At 37.9% G+C, this 16,009-nt stretch carries 13 protein-coding genes; 3 read left to right on the plus strand and 10 right to left on the minus strand.

Features of this window, described 5'->3' with window-relative positions; translation table 11 throughout:
- Positions 1-2: 2 nt before the first annotated feature.
- From RI844_RS06015 to rpsB, 10 genes are all read right to left on the minus strand, one after another.
- The gene (locus RI844_RS06015) at positions 3-521 is read right to left on the minus strand and encodes an OmpH family outer membrane protein (protein WP_348397539.1); all 519 of its coding nucleotides are present in this window, start codon (positions 519-521) and stop codon (positions 3-5) included.
- Positions 522-592: 71 nt separating this feature from the next.
- Positions 593-3,058, minus strand: coding sequence for an outer membrane protein assembly factor BamA (gene bamA, locus RI844_RS06020; protein WP_348397540.1), 2,466 nt, complete (start codon positions 3,056-3,058; stop codon positions 593-595).
- A 57-nt stretch (positions 3,059-3,115) separates the two neighbouring features.
- Positions 3,116-4,474, minus strand: coding sequence for a sigma E protease regulator RseP (gene rseP, locus RI844_RS06025; protein WP_348397541.1), 1,359 nt, complete (start codon positions 4,472-4,474; stop codon positions 3,116-3,118).
- Between the two features lies 1 nt (position 4,475).
- A complete protein-coding gene (gene ispC, locus RI844_RS06030) occupies positions 4,476-5,681 on the minus strand; it encodes a 1-deoxy-D-xylulose-5-phosphate reductoisomerase (RefSeq protein ID WP_348397542.1) in 1,206 nt (401 codons plus the stop codon).
- A 12-nt stretch (positions 5,682-5,693) separates the two neighbouring features.
- Complete coding sequence (locus RI844_RS06035; protein WP_348397543.1) at positions 5,694-6,560, minus strand: phosphatidate cytidylyltransferase; 867 nt, start codon at positions 6,558-6,560, stop codon at positions 5,694-5,696.
- Between the two features lie 79 nt (positions 6,561-6,639).
- Positions 6,640-7,359: a polyprenyl diphosphate synthase gene (gene uppS / locus RI844_RS06040; RefSeq protein WP_405054477.1), complete on the minus strand. Its 720-nt coding sequence runs from the start codon at positions 7,357-7,359 to the stop codon at positions 6,640-6,642.
- A 129-nt stretch (positions 7,360-7,488) separates the two neighbouring features.
- Positions 7,489-8,046 carry a ribosome recycling factor gene (gene frr, locus RI844_RS06045; protein WP_348397545.1) on the minus strand — a complete coding sequence of 186 codons (558 nt, stop codon included), beginning with the start codon at positions 8,044-8,046 and terminating at the stop codon, positions 7,489-7,491.
- 88 nt (positions 8,047-8,134) lie between these two features.
- Positions 8,135-8,878, minus strand: a complete 744-nt coding sequence (pyrH, locus tag RI844_RS06050; RefSeq protein WP_348397546.1) for a UMP kinase — start codon at positions 8,876-8,878, stop codon at positions 8,135-8,137.
- A gap of 448 nt (positions 8,879-9,326) precedes the next feature.
- Positions 9,327-10,178, minus strand: a complete 852-nt coding sequence (gene tsf, locus RI844_RS06055) for a translation elongation factor Ts (RefSeq protein ID WP_348397547.1) — start codon at positions 10,176-10,178, stop codon at positions 9,327-9,329.
- Positions 10,179-10,264: 86 nt separating this feature from the next.
- The gene (rpsB, locus tag RI844_RS06060; RefSeq protein WP_348397548.1) at positions 10,265-10,993 is read right to left on the minus strand and encodes a 30S ribosomal protein S2; all 729 of its coding nucleotides are present in this window, start codon (positions 10,991-10,993) and stop codon (positions 10,265-10,267) included.
- Positions 10,994-11,482: 489 nt separating this feature from the next.
- On the opposite strand from rpsB, the gene map reads away from it, so the two are divergent.
- The 3 genes from map (at position 11,483) to dapD (ending at position 15,907) form a co-directional block, all read left to right on the plus strand.
- Positions 11,483-12,328, plus strand: a complete 846-nt coding sequence (gene map, locus RI844_RS06065; protein WP_348397549.1) for a type I methionyl aminopeptidase — start codon at positions 11,483-11,485, stop codon at positions 12,326-12,328.
- A gap of 80 nt (positions 12,329-12,408) precedes the next feature.
- Positions 12,409-15,033, plus strand: a complete 2,625-nt coding sequence (gene glnD / locus RI844_RS06070; RefSeq protein ID WP_348397550.1) for a [protein-PII] uridylyltransferase — start codon at positions 12,409-12,411, stop codon at positions 15,031-15,033.
- A 43-nt stretch (positions 15,034-15,076) separates the two neighbouring features.
- Positions 15,077-15,907 (plus strand): 2,3,4,5-tetrahydropyridine-2,6-dicarboxylate N-succinyltransferase, encoded by an 831-nt coding sequence (gene dapD / locus RI844_RS06075; RefSeq protein ID WP_348397551.1) that lies wholly within the window; start codon positions 15,077-15,079, stop codon positions 15,905-15,907.
- Positions 15,908-16,009: the final 102 nt, after the last annotated feature.

Here is a 16,009-nt window from a genome sequence, read left to right on the forward strand (position 1 = left end):
TATTACTTAGTTTTTGATGCTTGTTCTGCAACTTTAGTTGAAATATCATAATCTGGCTTAGAAAATGCTACTGCAGATTGTTGAATAACAAGATCATAACCTTCTTTCTCAGCAACAGAATCTACTGCATCTTTAACTAAAAGTAAGATTTTTTGTTGCTCTTCTTGTTCACGACGTTTTAGAGCTTGTTGTAAAGGTTGGGCTTTACCAGCATAGTCTTGGCGTAAAGTAGTGATTTCAGCTTCTAAAGCTTCAATTTCTTTTTTACTTAAAATTGCTTCATCACGTTGACGCTTTTCAATTTTATACTTGATGTCGCCTTCCATTTTTTTAAGGGCATCAATTTGCTCTTTAAATTCAGCAGTGATTGTTTGCTGAACAGCTGCCATTTGCGGTAATTGACCGATAACCTGTTGTACGTTTACTGTGGCAATTTTTTGATCCGCCGCTAATGAAGTACCTGCAAATAACATGCTCGCTGCTGCAGCTGTAAAAGCAACTGATTTAATTAATGTTTTCAATTTTATCTCCTAATTTAAAATCTTTATTATGAGGCGTTTATCCGCCTTTATTATTTTTGTAAAAAATAGCTCTAGAATGTTTTACCAATATTAAAACTAAAGAATTCGGTATCATCGCCATCTTCACTTTCAAGACGTTTGGCAAAGTTAAATACCATAGGCCCCATAGGTGACAGCCATTGAATAGATAAACCTGCCGAGGTACGAATACGCATCGGATCAGAGTAGTCTTCTATTTTGTCATACTCGATTGGGTTTAGTGCTGAGTAATCTGAACGACTGAACTCAGTATCCCACACATTACCGGCATCAACAAAAAAACTTGTTCGAACGCTGTTTGTATAACTTTCGTCTAAAAATGGCGTTGGTACAATTAACTCAAGACCACCAATCATAACAGCATTACCACCAACAGATCGGTCAGAAACGACAATCGCATCTTGATCTGGAGGACTTACTTCAGGGTTATCACCTGGAATGCCAGGGCTTTGACTTGGGTAGCGATAAATTGCTCGTGGACCTACGGTATTGTTTTCAAAGCCACGTAAGGTATCAGAGCCACCTGCTCTAAAGTTTTCCCAAAATGGCAATAACTGATCATTACCACGAATATCTCCGTAACCATTACCATAACCAGCTTCAAATCGAGCTAACACAGTCCATTTATGATCTCGTGATAACGGGAAGTAATACTTAGAATCATACTTAAGTTTGAAGAACTGTACGTCTGACGACTCTGGCGTTGTGATTTTGCCCGAAAGTGATTGCGATGAACCAGCAGTAGGGAAAGTACCACGGTTTAATGTAACTCTAGATAAAGTTGCATTAATGTCATAAGTTTCGAAGTTTAATTTTTTATCCGGATCGTTCGGATCTTTAAATACTTCGTAAAACGCTTTAATTTGTTCATAGGTTTGTAAATTTGAAATATCAGAATTTTTATAGCCAATACCTAAATTTAAACGAACGTATTCGTTAATTGGAAAGCCCATGTTAATACCAACACCATAGGTAGTATTATTATAGTTAACTAAGTTTGCTTTACCGGCGTCAAATTCACTGTAGAAAATATTACCGCCGAGCGAGATAGCATCGATAGTAAAATATGGATTGGTGTAAGATAAATTAGCACTTTGTGAATACTTCATTGTGTTCACTTGAAAAGCTAAACGGTTACCAGTACCTAAAAAGTTATTCTGTTGAATACCTGCATTTAAGCTTAAGCCTGAATAAGAGCCATAACCTACACCTGCAGTAAACGAGCCTGAAGGTTGCTCTTTAACAGTAAAGTCAACATCAACAAGATCTTCTTCGCCTGGCAGCTGAGTTGTTTCAAACTCTACGGTTTCAAAATATGGTAAACGTTGAACACGCATTTTAGACGCTTCTAACCAGTTATTTGATAACCAAGCACCTTCCATTTGGCGCATTTCGCGGCGTAAAACTTCTTCGGAAGTAACATCATTACCAGCAAAGTTTAAGCGATTTACATAAACACGCTTGCCCGGATCAACAGAAACAATAAGCTTAACGGTTTTGTCTTCATCGTTAATCTCAGGAATAGTTTTTACTTTCGGGTAAGCATAACCAAAGCGTCCCAAAAACTTACTAATTAAATCTTCGGTGTAAGTGACCTCTGCACCATTATAAAGCTCTTCGGTTCGAAGAGGAGAAATTGCTTCAATGGTTTTTTCATAACCGGCCATATCACCAATAAATTCAACTTCACTGACCGTGTATTGCACACCTTCAGTCACGTTCATAGTGATATATACGCCTTCTTTATTAGGCGTCATTGACACTTGTGTAGAATCAACATTATATCTTAAGTAACCACGGTCAAGATAATAGCTCTCAATCGTTTCCATATCCCCTTGCAGGGTTTGTTTTTGGTAACGATCTTGCGCCATAAAATCCCACCATGGCGAATCAAAGGTCAATTCTATTTTATCTAATAATTGCGCATCACTAAAAGTTTCATTACCTACGATATTGATCTGCTCAATAGCTGCGGCATCACCCTCTTCAAACTCAAAAGTAAGGTTAATTCGGTTACGAGGTAAGTGAGTAATTTTAGTGTTTACTTGTGCATTATATTTACCAACACCATGGTAAAAATCTTCTAAGCCTGACTCGATGCCAGTTAGAACCGAACGATCGAGTGTTTCACCAACACGGATATTACTGCCATCAAGACTTTCTTGTAACTGATCGTCTTTAATATCATCGTTACCTTCAAAGGTAATATCACTGATGGTTTCGCGCTCTTTAACACGGAAAACTATTTTATTGCCATCACGAAACACTTTGATGTTATGAAAATGACCCGATGCATATAACGACTTTATCGATTGGGAAATTCGAAAATCAGTCAATTCATCACCCACGCTAATAGGGATGTGAGTCAATGCAGCACCCAGTGCCACACGTTGAAGACCTTTTATTTGAATATCATCTACTACAAACTCATCGGCTGCTTGCGCATTGCCCCCGATGCTGCCTAATAACACTGCTAAGGCAAGTTTTTTTATTATCATGTGGTTAGTCAACTTTTCTAATATTTTTTGCAACAATCAAAAGTGTTGTTGCTTATTTTAGAGCCGGGAAAAATCGTTAATGATTGCTATGCTCATTAGCGATAATAAAATCAGTGCTCCAATTTTAAATCCAACTTCTTGTATTTTTTCTGGTACAGGCTTCCCTGTTAAAAGCTCTATAACATAATAAAGTAAGTGGCCACCATCAAGTATTGGTAGTGGTAAAAGATTAATTATGCCCAAATTAATGCTAATTAAGGCTAAAAAGCTTAAAAAGTAAACAAGCCCAATGCCTGCGCTACTTCCTGCTCCTTGAGCTATAGAAATAGGTCCGCTCAAATTATCTACACTTACATGCCCGGTAATTAACTTACCTATCATGTCAAAACTTAAGACAATTAAACTCCATGTACTGTCTACAGCTTTCCCCATGGCCGCAATTGGGCCATATGAGATTTCCAGTTTATGACTCTCTGGCCAAGGGTCAACTTTTGGTGAAACACCAATGTACCCAACATTACGACCATCAGTATGCTGACGAGTTCCCACCAACATATCAATTTTTTCAAGATCACCATTTCGAATTAGTTTAAGAGTAACCAAACTGTTCGAATTTTGTTGAATAATATCAACAAAAGCCTGCCAATTACCATACAAATCAACGTCATTTGCCGAGATAATTTCATCACCAACAATAAGGCCTGATTTTTCACCCGCTTCACCCTTAGCAAGCAAAGCCACTATTGTTGATGTTTTAGGTAAAAATGGTTCGATACCAAGACTTTGCATGGCCGATGTTTTACTGGGTTCAAATTGCCAATCAGATGTATTAAGCTTTTGATTACTAACATAAGTAGAATCTAAATCACGAGTTGAAATATTTATTTCATCGTCACCAATTCGGCCAATAAGAGCCATGTTCACAGCTTGCCAGTCTTGGGTCTTTTGGCCATTAATTGCCATTATTTGCGTACTAGCTTTAACCTCACCCTGCTCGGCAATAGAACCTTGAGTAATATCACCAATAATAGGCTTTAATGTTGTCATCCCTATTAAAAACATTAAATAAAAAGCTACGATAGCAAATAAAAAGTTAGCAATTGGTCCAGCTGCAACAATAGCAATGCGTTGTAAAACACTTTTTTGATTAAAGGCGTACTGTTTGTCATGCTCGCTTACATCATCGACTCTTTCATCAAGCATTTTGACATAGCCGCCAAGTGGTATTAAGGCAATAACATACTCTGTGCCTTGCTTATCAAATTTTCGCCATAATGTTTTACCAAAACCGATTGAGAATTTTTCAACTCGTACACCACATTTTCGTGCCACCCAAAAATGTCCATACTCATGTACTGTCACTAATAAACCTAAGGCAACGATAAATGAACCTAAGTTCCATAAAAACTCAAACATGCTAGTTATTTTCCTTAATGTTCAACACTTGTTGATCTGCAGCTTCTCGAGCTTTACTGTCTAAGTGAACGACATCATCAATTGTTTGTATATTGATATTAACAAATTTATTCATCACCGCTTTATTTACTTTAGCAATATCAATAAAAGCAATATCGGTATTTAAAAAAGCGGCAACAGCAACTTCATTGGCCGCATTTAATGCCGTGCATGCACTTTGCCCTGCTTTACATGCCGTTATTGCAAGTTCTAAATTTGGGTAACGCTCGAAGTCCGCTTGAGCAAATTCAAAGTTTTTACAATTAAAAAAATCGAACGCCTCAACACCTGATTCAATTCTTTGCGGAAATGCTAACGCATGAGCAATAGGAGTGCGCATATCTGGATTGCCCATTTGAGCAAGCACACTACCATCTTTGTACTGCACCATAGAATGAATGGTACTTTGCGGGTGTAAAACAACTTGAATATCATCGGGTTCAAGGTTGAATAACCATTTAGCTTCTATAAATTCCAAACCTTTGTTCATCATAGTGGCTGAATCAACTGATATTTTTCGACCCATATCCCAATTAGGGTGAGCACACGCCTGTTGTGGGGTAATCTCAGCAAATTCTTCAAGGGGCAGTGTTCTAAATGGTCCACCTGAACCAGTAAGTAAAATTTTACTAATGCCAGAGTCAGCAATATCGGCCATCCCCATATCGTTTTGAATATTTATTGGTAAACATTGGAAGATTGCATTGTGTTCGCTATCTATTGGCAACAACTGAGCGTTAGAGTTTTTTAAGGCATCAATGAATATCTGACCAGAGGTGACCAGAGCTTCTTTATTGGCAAGCAGAACTTTTTTGTCGGCTTTAACCGCAGCTAATGTTGGCAATAGTCCGCTAGCACCAACAATTGCAGCCATAACCACATCGATACTAGCGCTGCTGGCAAGATCAGACAGAGCATTATGACCAGTTAATACTTCAATATCATGTATATCATCTTGCAATAATCTGAGTTTTAATTGTTGGGCTGCAATTTCATCAACCATAACAACAGTTTCAGGCTTGAACTCAACAGATAACGCATACATTTCTGCAACACGAGTATTAGCGCTAAGGCTAACTACGTTATATTTATCAGGATGTCTTCGAACAACATCTAAAGTGCTAAGGCCAATTGAGCCGGTAGCGCCCAGCACACATAAGTTTTGCATGTTAATAATTGCCTACCAGCCAAATAAAACAAAACATAACGCAAATACTGGTGCAGTTGCCGTTAAACTGTCAATCCGATCTAATATTCCGCCGTGTCCAGGTAGTATAGAACCGCTGTCTTTAACCCCAGCTTGTCGCTTTAACATGCTTTCAGTTAAATCACCAACAACCGATACAATACTAATCACCAGAGCTAAGGCAATAGCCAGAATAATTTGCTGGCTAGACCAAGAATAGATAAGTCCAGTAACTACCGCGACGAGGGCCGCAGCAATGTTGCCACCAAGAACCCCTTCAATAGTTTTACCAGGACTAACATTTGGCATCAATTTGTTTTTGCCAAATCGTTTGCCGGCAAAGTAAGCACCTATATCGGCACTCCAAACAAAGGCGAATAACAATAATAATAAATAGGTGCCGTGAAATTCGTCTAGAAGGTGACCATTTGATCTGAGGATTAAGAATGCTAACCAAGTAGGGGCAAGAGTTAATATGCCAAATAAGCCGCGAATGCTGCGGTGGGAGGTCCAAAAAGAAGAATAACGTGGGTATTTAAAGATCATAAAGATGGTAACTAACCACCAAGCGGCTGAAACATACAGAACGTTAAGCGCTAGCGGATTAATACGGCCATCTAATGTCCACAATTCCTGGACAGGAATAACAGTCCATAAGCCTATAATACATAACACAACAGCACTGACAAAAGCAGTTCTACGGGCTTTAGTATCAAAGCCCATTAACGGGCCCCACTCCCAAGCGCCAATGGCTAACACCACGAGTAAGGCAGCTGCCAAGTTTGGCAATGACAAAAAGAAGATTGCGGCAATGGCTAACGGAACTAATATTAAAGCCGTTAAAATACGTTGTTTTAACAAACGTGAATCCTTTTAATCTGATAGTAATTTAAGCAAACTACTAACACTACGTTAGTAAAGAACATTGATTTAATTACTATTATTGTGCTTTTACCTGTTCACCGGTTTTTCCAAAGCGTCGTTCTCTATTTGAGAATGATGCCAGTGCGCCTTTAAACGCTTCCTTGTTAAAGTCGGGCCATAACCTATCAGTAAAGAAAAATTCGCTATAAGCCGCTTGCCAAAGCAAGAAGTTACTTATTCGATAATCTCCACCGGTTCTGATCAATAAATCAAGATCAGGTAAATGCGATAAATTTATATATTGATTAAGCATGTGCTCATCAATATCAGCTACATTGATGTCGCCCTTAACGGCGAGTTGAGCAATTTTTTGTGTTGCTTGGCTAATATCCCATCGTCCACCATAATTAGCGGCAACAGATAAAACCAGTGCATCATTATTTTTAGTTAGCTGCTCTGCATCAACTATTTTTTGTTGTAATTTTTCTGAAAAACGAGATTTATCGCCAATCATTTGAAAACGGATATTATTTTTATGCAGTTTTTTTACCTCTCGGGTTAAAACAAACATAAATAAATCCATTAATACACTAACTTCTTCTTGTGGTCTCAGCCAGTTTTCACTGCTAAAAGCAAAAAGTGTTAGTGCTTTTATACCTAATTCTCTAGCGCCACTCACGCAATCTCGTACAGATTGCACGCCGGCACGGTGCCCAGCTACCCGGCCTTTACCCTGCAGTTGAGCCCAGCGCCCGTTACCATCCATGATAATTGCCACATGCTGTGGCAAAGTCATTTGTTCACTATTATTTTTATGTTCAATAGTAGTCACATAAGATCCATTTTATAAAAAGGCCGTAATCGGTAAATATTCTTCAACAGAACAGATAAAGTTACGGCTTTAGATAATTTAATTGTTTATAAATTAAATTTCCATTAATTCTTTTTCTTTAGCAGCAGCTAAATCATCTGCTTGCTTAATATAGTCGTTAGTTATTTTTTGAATTTCATCTTCAGCTTGACGTGACTCATCATCACTGATTTCTTTCTCTTTGTTTAAAGATTTGATGTCTGAATTTGCATCACGGCGAATGTTACGAATAGCAACTTTACCACCTTCAATTTCACCACCAACTACTTTAACAAGATCACGACGACGTTCTTCAGTAAGTGGGGGCAAAGGTATACGAATTAACGTACCTTGCGATGAAGGGTTTAAGCCTAAATCAGATTTAAGAATTGCCTTTTCAACTGCGCCTATCATGGTTTTATCAAACACTGAAATAGCAATAGTACGAGCATCAGGAGTAGAAACACTGCCGACCTGACTTAATGGCGAATCAACACCATAATATTCAACTGTAATATTATCTAATAATGAAGCATGAGCACGACCTGTTCTGATTTTATTTAATTGGCCTTTTAATGCTTCAATACTTTTACCCATACGGGTTTTAGCATCTTGTTTAATTTCGTTAATCAAAATGTAGTTCCTTTTTACTTTAAGTTTTTGCTATAGCCAGCAACCAGAAATTCTGCTTCACCGTCTATAATTTTTATTATATTGCGGCTTATTTACTAAAATTTTCACTATGGTCAATCACGGTACCTTCAGTACCACCCATAATGATAGATTTTAACGCGCCTTCTTTATTCATATTAAATACACGAATTGGCATCGAGTGATCGCGAGCCAAAGTAAATGCAGCTAAGTCCATCACTTTCAATTCTTTATCCAGAATTTCATCATAGGTTAAATGAGAGTATAGTTCTGCATCAGGGTTTGTAACAGGATCAGCAGAATATATACCATCTACTTTAGTACCTTTAAATACAGCATCAGCATCAATTTCGATACCACGTAAACATGCAGCAGAATCGGTAGTAAAGAAAGGATTACCAGTTCCAGCGGAGAAAATTACCACACGACCTGATTTTAATAAGCTAATCGCTTCTGCCCAGTTATAGCTGTCACAAACACCAGTTAAATCAATTGCAGACATTAAACGTGCGTTTACAAAAGCACGGTGCAGTGCATCACGCATTGCTAGACCATTCATAACGGTGGCTAGCATGCCCATTTGGTCACCAACGACACGGTTCATCCCAGCTTCAGCAAGCCCTGCTCCACGGAATAAGTTGCCGCCACCAATAACAAGGCCAACTTGCACGCCCATTTCAATCAATTCTTTTATTTCTTGCGCCATACGGTCAAGCACTTTAGGATCAATACCAAAGCCTTCTTCCCCCATCAGGGCTTCACCACTAAGTTTTAATAAAATACGACGATATGTTGTTTTTGGGTTGACGCTCATAAAATAAACAATCCTGTGATAAATGCGGGATCAGACTAAAAAATAACCATAATTCAAATGCCTAATCGAATCGGACTATTTTAATACCAATTGAATTTTTTATCTACTGATAAAACAGAATTTAAACCGTCCTTGGTAATTCTAAGTTAACTCATCCTTGAATTAAACAGAATTTAAACCATCCTTGGTAATTCTAAGTTAACTCATCCTTGAATTAAACAGAATTTAAGCTGTCCATGGCAATTCTAAGTTAATTATTCCCTATACAAACCTAAAACCATCCATGGTGGTTTGCATTCCCTCATCCATGAAGTAAACAGAATTTAAGCCGTCCATGGCAATTCTAAGTTAATTATTCCCTGAATTAAAAAAGCCCTGTCATTTTCATGACAGGGCTTTTTAATTTTAAAGAAAGATACTTTTTAGCTTAAAGACTAGTCTTTATAGCTTAGTTAGCAGCCTTGGCAGCAGCGATTTGTGCTTCTACTTCAGCAGCAAAGTCTTCTTCTTTTTTCTCAATACCTTCACCAACTTCTAGGCGAACGAATGAAGAAACAGTAAGACCTTTTTCTTTAAGAATATCACCAACAGAACGCTTAGGTTCCATGATGAAAGGTTGGCCAGTTAAAGAAATTTCACCAGTAAATTTCTTCATACGACCAGTAACCATTTTTTCAGCGATTTCAGCAGGCTTGCCTTCATTCATCGCGATTTCGATTTGAATTACTTTTTCTTTCTCAACAACATCAGCTGGAACGTCTTCTGCTGATACATATTGAGGGTTAGAAGCAGCAACGTGCATCGCAATGTGCTTTAATGATTCAGCGTCACCTTCACCAGCAACAACTACACCAATATTTCCACCGTGAATATAAGAAGCTGCAGCACCTGCAACATACTCAACACGACGAACATTGATGTTTTCACCGATCTTAGTAACAAGAGCAATACGCTTTTCTTCGAACTGAGCTTGTAACTCTTCGATTGAAACGTTTGCGCTCGCTGCTGATTCAGCTACTTCATTAGCAAATGCTAAGAAGTTACCATCTTTAGCTACGAAGTCAGTTTGACAGTTAACTTCAACTAATGCAGCAACACCATTGTTTTCTTTAATGATGATTGCGCCTTCAGCAGCAATGTTACCAGCCTTTTTAGCAGCTTTAGCTTGACCAGACTTACGCATGTTATCAATTGCAAGCTCGATGTCGCCATCAGTTTCTTGTAAAGCTTTTTTACAATCCATCATGCCCGCGCCAGTGCGGTCACGAAGTTCTTTAACTTGTTTAGCAGTAATTGCCATGAGTTAATTCCTTAAATATCTGTAATTAATTAGAAAGAGGCTCAAATGAACCTCTTTAGAAGAAAATATTAAATCGAAAGATTTAATTATTCTGCTTCAACAAAACCGTCTTTTTCAGCAGCTACAGCGATGTTTGTTTCGCGACCTTCGATTACAGCGTTAGCAGCTGTATCTAGGTATAAGCTTACCGCACGGATAGCATCATCGTTACCAGGAACAATGTAGTCTACGCCGTCAGGGTTCGAGTTTGTATCAACAACAGAAATTACAGGGATACCTAAGTTGTTAGCTTCTTTGATAGCAATGTGTTCATGATCAGCATCGATGATGAATAATGCATCAGGAAGACCGCCCATGTTTTTGATACCACCAAGGCTTTTTTCAAGCTTTTCCATTTCACGAGTACGCATTAATGCTTCTTTCTTTGTAAGAGCATCAAAAGTACCGTCTTGGCTTTGGCTTTCTAGATCTTTAAGACGTTTGATAGATTGACGAACAGTTTTCCAGTTAGTCAACATACCACCTAACCATCTGTGGTTAACGTAGAATTGATCAGATTTAAGTGCAGCTTCTTTAACTGCATCGCTAGCAGCACGCTTAGTACCAACAAATAAAACTTTACCTTTTTTAGAAGAAACACCTTCTAAAAAGCTTAACGCTTCGTTAAACATTGGAACAGTTTGTTCTAAGTTGATGATATGAACTTTGTCACGAGCACCAAAAATGTATGATTTCATTTTTGGGTTCCAGTAACGAGTTTTGTGACCGAAGTGAACACCGGCCTTAAGCATGTCGCGCATTGATACGTTTGGCATTTTAAATTCCTCTGGGGTTAAGCGTTCATACATTCCATATTTCCGACCTATCGTTACCATCAAGCTGGTAACAGGCACCCCGGAATATGTTTGCCGAATGTATGTGAGTTTAATATTAAATTGTGCGAACAATTTCGCAGCAATATCGCTAAAAATTTAGCGTTTATCACTTAAAAGAAAAATGACTTTTTCAGTGAGCGGCGTTTTATACCACTTTTGCGGTTAAAAATAAAGGAAAAAGTGCTTTAGAGGCGAGAAAAATAGAAACGAGAAACGAAGAGCAGAGTAAGCTTAAAGTTATAATGATAGTCGCTTACTTGTATAATTAGCTTGTTGTTCGTATTAGGTAGCAAAACACGTGTTTGCTCTTCGTCTCTCGTTTCTCGTTTCTTTTGTGTTATTTGCCGTTCTAAGTTATTATTTCCGCAATTATTTACTAGTAAATAGGCGTATCTTAAACAAACGCCCTAACCTCTTTAAAGGAAAACAATGAGTATTGCCATAAAAACTCAGGATGAAATAGAAAAAATGCGCATTGCCGGAAAATTGGCCGCGCGTACTCTAGAGATGATCGAGCCATTTGTGAAGGCAGGGATCACTACCGATGAACTTGATGCTATTTGTGCGAAGTTCACCTCTGAAAACAACGCATTGGCGGCGCCATTAAATTATGGTGCAGATCAAAACGGTGAAGGCGGTTTTCCTAAATCAATTTGTACGTCAGTAAATCACGTAGTGTGTCACGGTATTCCTTCAGAGCAAACCTTAAAAGATGGCGATATCATCAATATTGATATCACTTGTAAAATTTGTCTCGATGCTGATGGCACACCTGAAGATGATAAAGAATATTTTCATGGTGATACGTCAAAAATGTTTTTAATAGGCGATGTAACACCTGAAAACCGACGTTTATGCAGAATTACCCAAGAAAGTCTTTATGCCTCTATACGTAAAGTAAAACCTGGGGCTAAATTTTCAGAAATTGGCGCCACTATTCAAAAGTACATTAAAAAATCAGGTCGATATGGCATCGTTAAAGATTTTTGTGGTCATGGCATTGGCTCTGTATTTCATGAAGAACCTCAAATATTACATTATAAAAATGCTGATAACCGTAAAATGCAAGCAGGCATGATCTTTACCATTGAACCTATGATTAACTTAGGCAAGGGTGGCACTAAGCTTGACCATGATGATGGTTGGACCGCTTACACCAGCGATGGTAAAAATTCTGCCCAATGGGAGCACACATTATTAGTTACCCAAACGGGTTGTGAAGTATTAACTCACCGTGCTGAAGAAAAAGATATCACCAGAATATTGAATAACTAGAATAAAATATGAAGGCGACCAACAACTGGTCGCCTTTTTTTGCAGAAACTAAAGTCAAAACAGTTATAAGAAGATCTACATTGTTAAATAATCCAATAATACCAACTCACTTAACAAGTAAATTAGCCCCCGCAGCAGCCATGTTAACAACGGCAGAACTTGTCGAGTTAGGGGAGCAATTTTATCAATGGCTAAAAGATGCGTTCGAATTCATTGAAGTAACCGAACTTGTACATGCACGAGCAGATTTTGTTGATCAAATTTTACAGAAAGTTTGGTGTCAACATCATTTAGATGAGCATCAAATTTCTTTAATAGCTGTAGGTGGTTATGGTCGGGGAGAGTTACACCCTCACTCTGATGTAGACATTCTAATTTTAACTCAAGAAAAAATCAGCACTGAAATCGAAGAGTTTATTGGTAAATTTATTACTGAACTTTGGGACATCCGTTTAGATATAGGGCACAGTGTACGCAGCGTTAAAGAGTGTGTGAAGCAGGCAGATGCTGATGTTACCATTGCAACAAATTTATTAGAGTCGCGTCTTATTTGTGGTAACCCGCAGCTTGAAGAACAACTAAAGCCGCACCTTCAAAAAGCTAATTTTTGGCCTTCAGACAAATTTTTTGTCGCTAAACGGGATGAACAAAAAAAGCGTCACCAACAATATAAAGGCGCCGCTTTTACTCTTGAGCCAAATTTAAAAGCTAATCCTGGTGGTTTACGCGATATACAAACCATTAGTTGGGTTGCCAAGCGCCATTTCTTAGCCGATACATTGGAAGAATTAGTTTCCCATAAATATTTATCCGATAATGAATATTCTGAATTAGACGAGTGCCAGGACTATTTATGGCGAATGCGCTTTTGTTTGCATTTAGTCGCTAATCGCAGTGAAAACAGATTGCTGTTCGATCATCAAGGTGCGGTGGCTCATATGATGGGTTTTGGTGATGATGGCAAACCCGCTGTAGAGCGAATGATGAAACGTTTCTTTAGGATCATTAACTCGGTAAACGAGTTAAACGAAATGTTATTGCAGTATTTTAAACAAGGAATACTCGGCGCTAAAGATAATGAAAACATTATAGAACTTGACGATCATTTCTCATTAATTGGTGATTTGATCAAAGTTAAAAACAAACGTAAATTCATGCGTCCTAAAACGATGATGATGTTATTTCTTATGATAGCTAGATCACCTGAAGTTAAAGGCATCCATTCTGACACCATTCGCTTATTACGTAATTCTCGCCGCCGGTTAATCGGTGGTTTAAATGATTATGCCGAATGTCGTCGTATTTTTATGGAGTTCATCAAACACCCAAATGGCTTAGGTCGCGCGTTTAATTTAATGCATCGTCATGATATTTTGGGCAGTTACTTACCCGAATGGAAAAACATCGTAGGACAAATGCAATTTGATTTATTTCATGCTTATTCTGTTGATGAACACAGTTACCGGTTAATAAAGAATTTATATCGATTTAGCTTACCTGAGCATAATCATGATTTTCCATTATGTAGCAAAATAATGCAAAAAATTCGAAAACCCGAGTTGCTTTATCTTGCCGGCATATTTCACGACATAGCAAAAGGGCGCGGTGGGCGTCATAGTGAGTTAGGTGCGGTAGATGCATTAGAGTTTGGTAAATTACATCAACTTTCTAATCATGACTCCCGCTTGGTATCCTGGTTAGTAAAGCAACACCTGCTCATGTCAGTAACAGCGCAACGAAAAGACATTTCTGATCCTGATGTTATAAAAGCATTTGCTGAAGTTGTTCGTGATGAGGCACAGCTTGATTATTTATATTGTTTAACCGTTGCCGACATGCGAGCCACAAATGAAAGTTTATGGAATAGTTGGAAAGCTAATCTTTTACAAGAGCTATATTTTGCGACTAAATCTGCATTTAGACGTGGATTAGAAAAACCAGTAGAGTTAAGAACTAAAATTCGTGAGAACCAGCATAAGGCGATAGAAATATTAACTGCCGACGAGATTAGCATAGAAGTAATAAAGCCATTGTGGAAGAGTTTCAAGCCAGATTATTTCTTACGCTATTCTCCACAACAAATTGCATGGCATACTCGATACATTATTAGCCATGATAAAAATACACCTTTAGTTCTTATCAGTGAAAAACCTTATAGGGGAGGCACTGAAGTTTTTGTCTATGCCAAAGATAAAAATAATATGTTCGCAAAAATTGTGTCTTTATTAGATTTAAAAAAACTATCAATTCATGATGCAAAAATATTAACCTCTAAAGATGGTTATACCTTAAATACTTTCGTTATTCTTGATAGCAAGGGACAGCCGATAAAAGATAGTTATTTAGCTGACAACATTAAAACATCGTTAACTCAGCACCTTACCCTGGATGAGAACGTTGAATATTGTAAAATACCATTGCCGAAAAAATTTAAGCAATTTAACTTTCCAACAAAAGTAAGCTTTATTGAACATAGCAATAAAAAAGTCACGTCATTTGAGATTGTTGCAATTGATAGACCCGGATTATTAGCAGACATAGGCCATGTTTTTCAACAATGTGAACTTAATGTTCACATGGCAAAGGTAACCACATTTGGTGAGCGAGCGGAAGATGTATTTATTGTGTCTAATAAAGATCATTTAGCTCTTTCATCAACAGAACAAAATCAGTTAGAATCTAAGCTTTGTAATACAAGCCAATAAAGCTTAGCGCAAACGATATATATAATACATTTTAGGAAGAACCATGAGTACGTTAAAAGAAGTCATTGAATTAGCATTTGAAAACCGTGCAGACATTACGCCAAGTACTGTTAGCGACGAAGTTAAAAATTCTGTTTTTGCCGCCATGCACTTATTAAATACCGGAGAAGCCCGTGTTGCTGAAAAAGTAGAAGGTGACTGGGTAGTTAATGAGTGGCTTAAAAAAGCCGTGTTATTATCTTTTAGAATTTTAGAAAATGAAGTTATTGAAGACGGTGAAGGCAACGGCAAGTTCTTTGATAAAGTGCCAATGAAATACAAAAACTATGACACAACCCGTTTTGCCAAAGAAGGCGTTCGTGTTGTTCCTGGTGCTTCTGTGCGTACTGGCAGCTATATTGGTAAAGACGTTGTAGTAATGCCATCATTTGTAAACATTGGTGCATTTATTGATGAAGGTACTATGGTTGATACATGGGCAACGGTTGGCTCATGTGCGCAAATTGGTAAAAACGTACACTTATCAGGGGGCGTTGGCATTGGTGGTGTTTTAGAGCCATTACAAGCTGGCCCAACAATTATTGGCGACAACTGTTTCATCGGTGCACGTTCTGAAGTTGTTGAAGGTGTAATTGTTGAAGATGGATGTGTTCTTTCTATGGGAGTATTCATTGGTCAATCTACTAAGATTTTTGATCGTGAAACTGGCGAAGTACACTACGGCCGTGTTCCAGCAGGTTCAGTAGTAGTTCCTGGAAACTTACCATCTAAGTGTGGTACATACAGCCTTTATGCTGCAATTATTGTTAAAAAGGTTGATGCAAAGACATTAGGTAAAACTGGTCTTAACGATTTATTACGTTCTATCGATTAGATAATCGAAGAAATTAGAACACAAAAAAGGAGCCGACGGCTCCTTTTTTATTTATAGAAACGAGAACAGAATTTAAACTCATACTTCGTTAAATTTCTTCGA

This window comes from Thalassotalea fonticola (assembly GCF_032911225.1).
In the GTDB taxonomy this organism is placed as follows: domain Bacteria; phylum Pseudomonadota; class Gammaproteobacteria; order Enterobacterales; family Alteromonadaceae; genus Thalassotalea_A; species Thalassotalea_A fonticola.

Excerpts from the sequence above, each read along its gene's own strand:
- map (WP_348397549.1), top strand. The coding sequence starts at position 11,483 with ATGAGTATTGCCATAAAAACTCAGGATGAAATAGAAAAAATGCGCATT.
- tsf (WP_348397547.1), bottom strand. The coding sequence starts at position 10,178 with ATGGCAATTACTGCTAAACAAGTTAAAGAACTTCGTGACCGCACTGGC.
- bamA (WP_348397540.1), bottom strand. The coding sequence starts at position 3,058 with ATGATAATAAAAAAACTTGCCTTAGCAGTGTTATTAGGCAGCATCGGG.
- rpsB (WP_348397548.1), bottom strand. The coding sequence starts at position 10,993 with ATGCCAAACGTATCAATGCGCGACATGCTTAAGGCCGGTGTTCACTTC.
- rseP (WP_348397541.1), bottom strand. The coding sequence starts at position 4,474 with ATGTTTGAGTTTTTATGGAACTTAGGTTCATTTATCGTTGCCTTAGGT.
- pyrH (WP_348397546.1), bottom strand. The coding sequence starts at position 8,878 with ATGAGCGTCAACCCAAAAACAACATATCGTCGTATTTTATTAAAACTT.
- dapD (WP_348397551.1), top strand. The coding sequence starts at position 15,077 with ATGAGTACGTTAAAAGAAGTCATTGAATTAGCATTTGAAAACCGTGCA.
- uppS (WP_405054477.1), bottom strand. The coding sequence starts at position 7,359 with ATGACTTTGCCACAGCATGTGGCAATTATCATGGATGGTAACGGGCGC.
- ispC (WP_348397542.1), bottom strand. The coding sequence starts at position 5,681 with ATGCAAAACTTATGTGTGCTGGGCGCTACCGGCTCAATTGGCCTTAGC.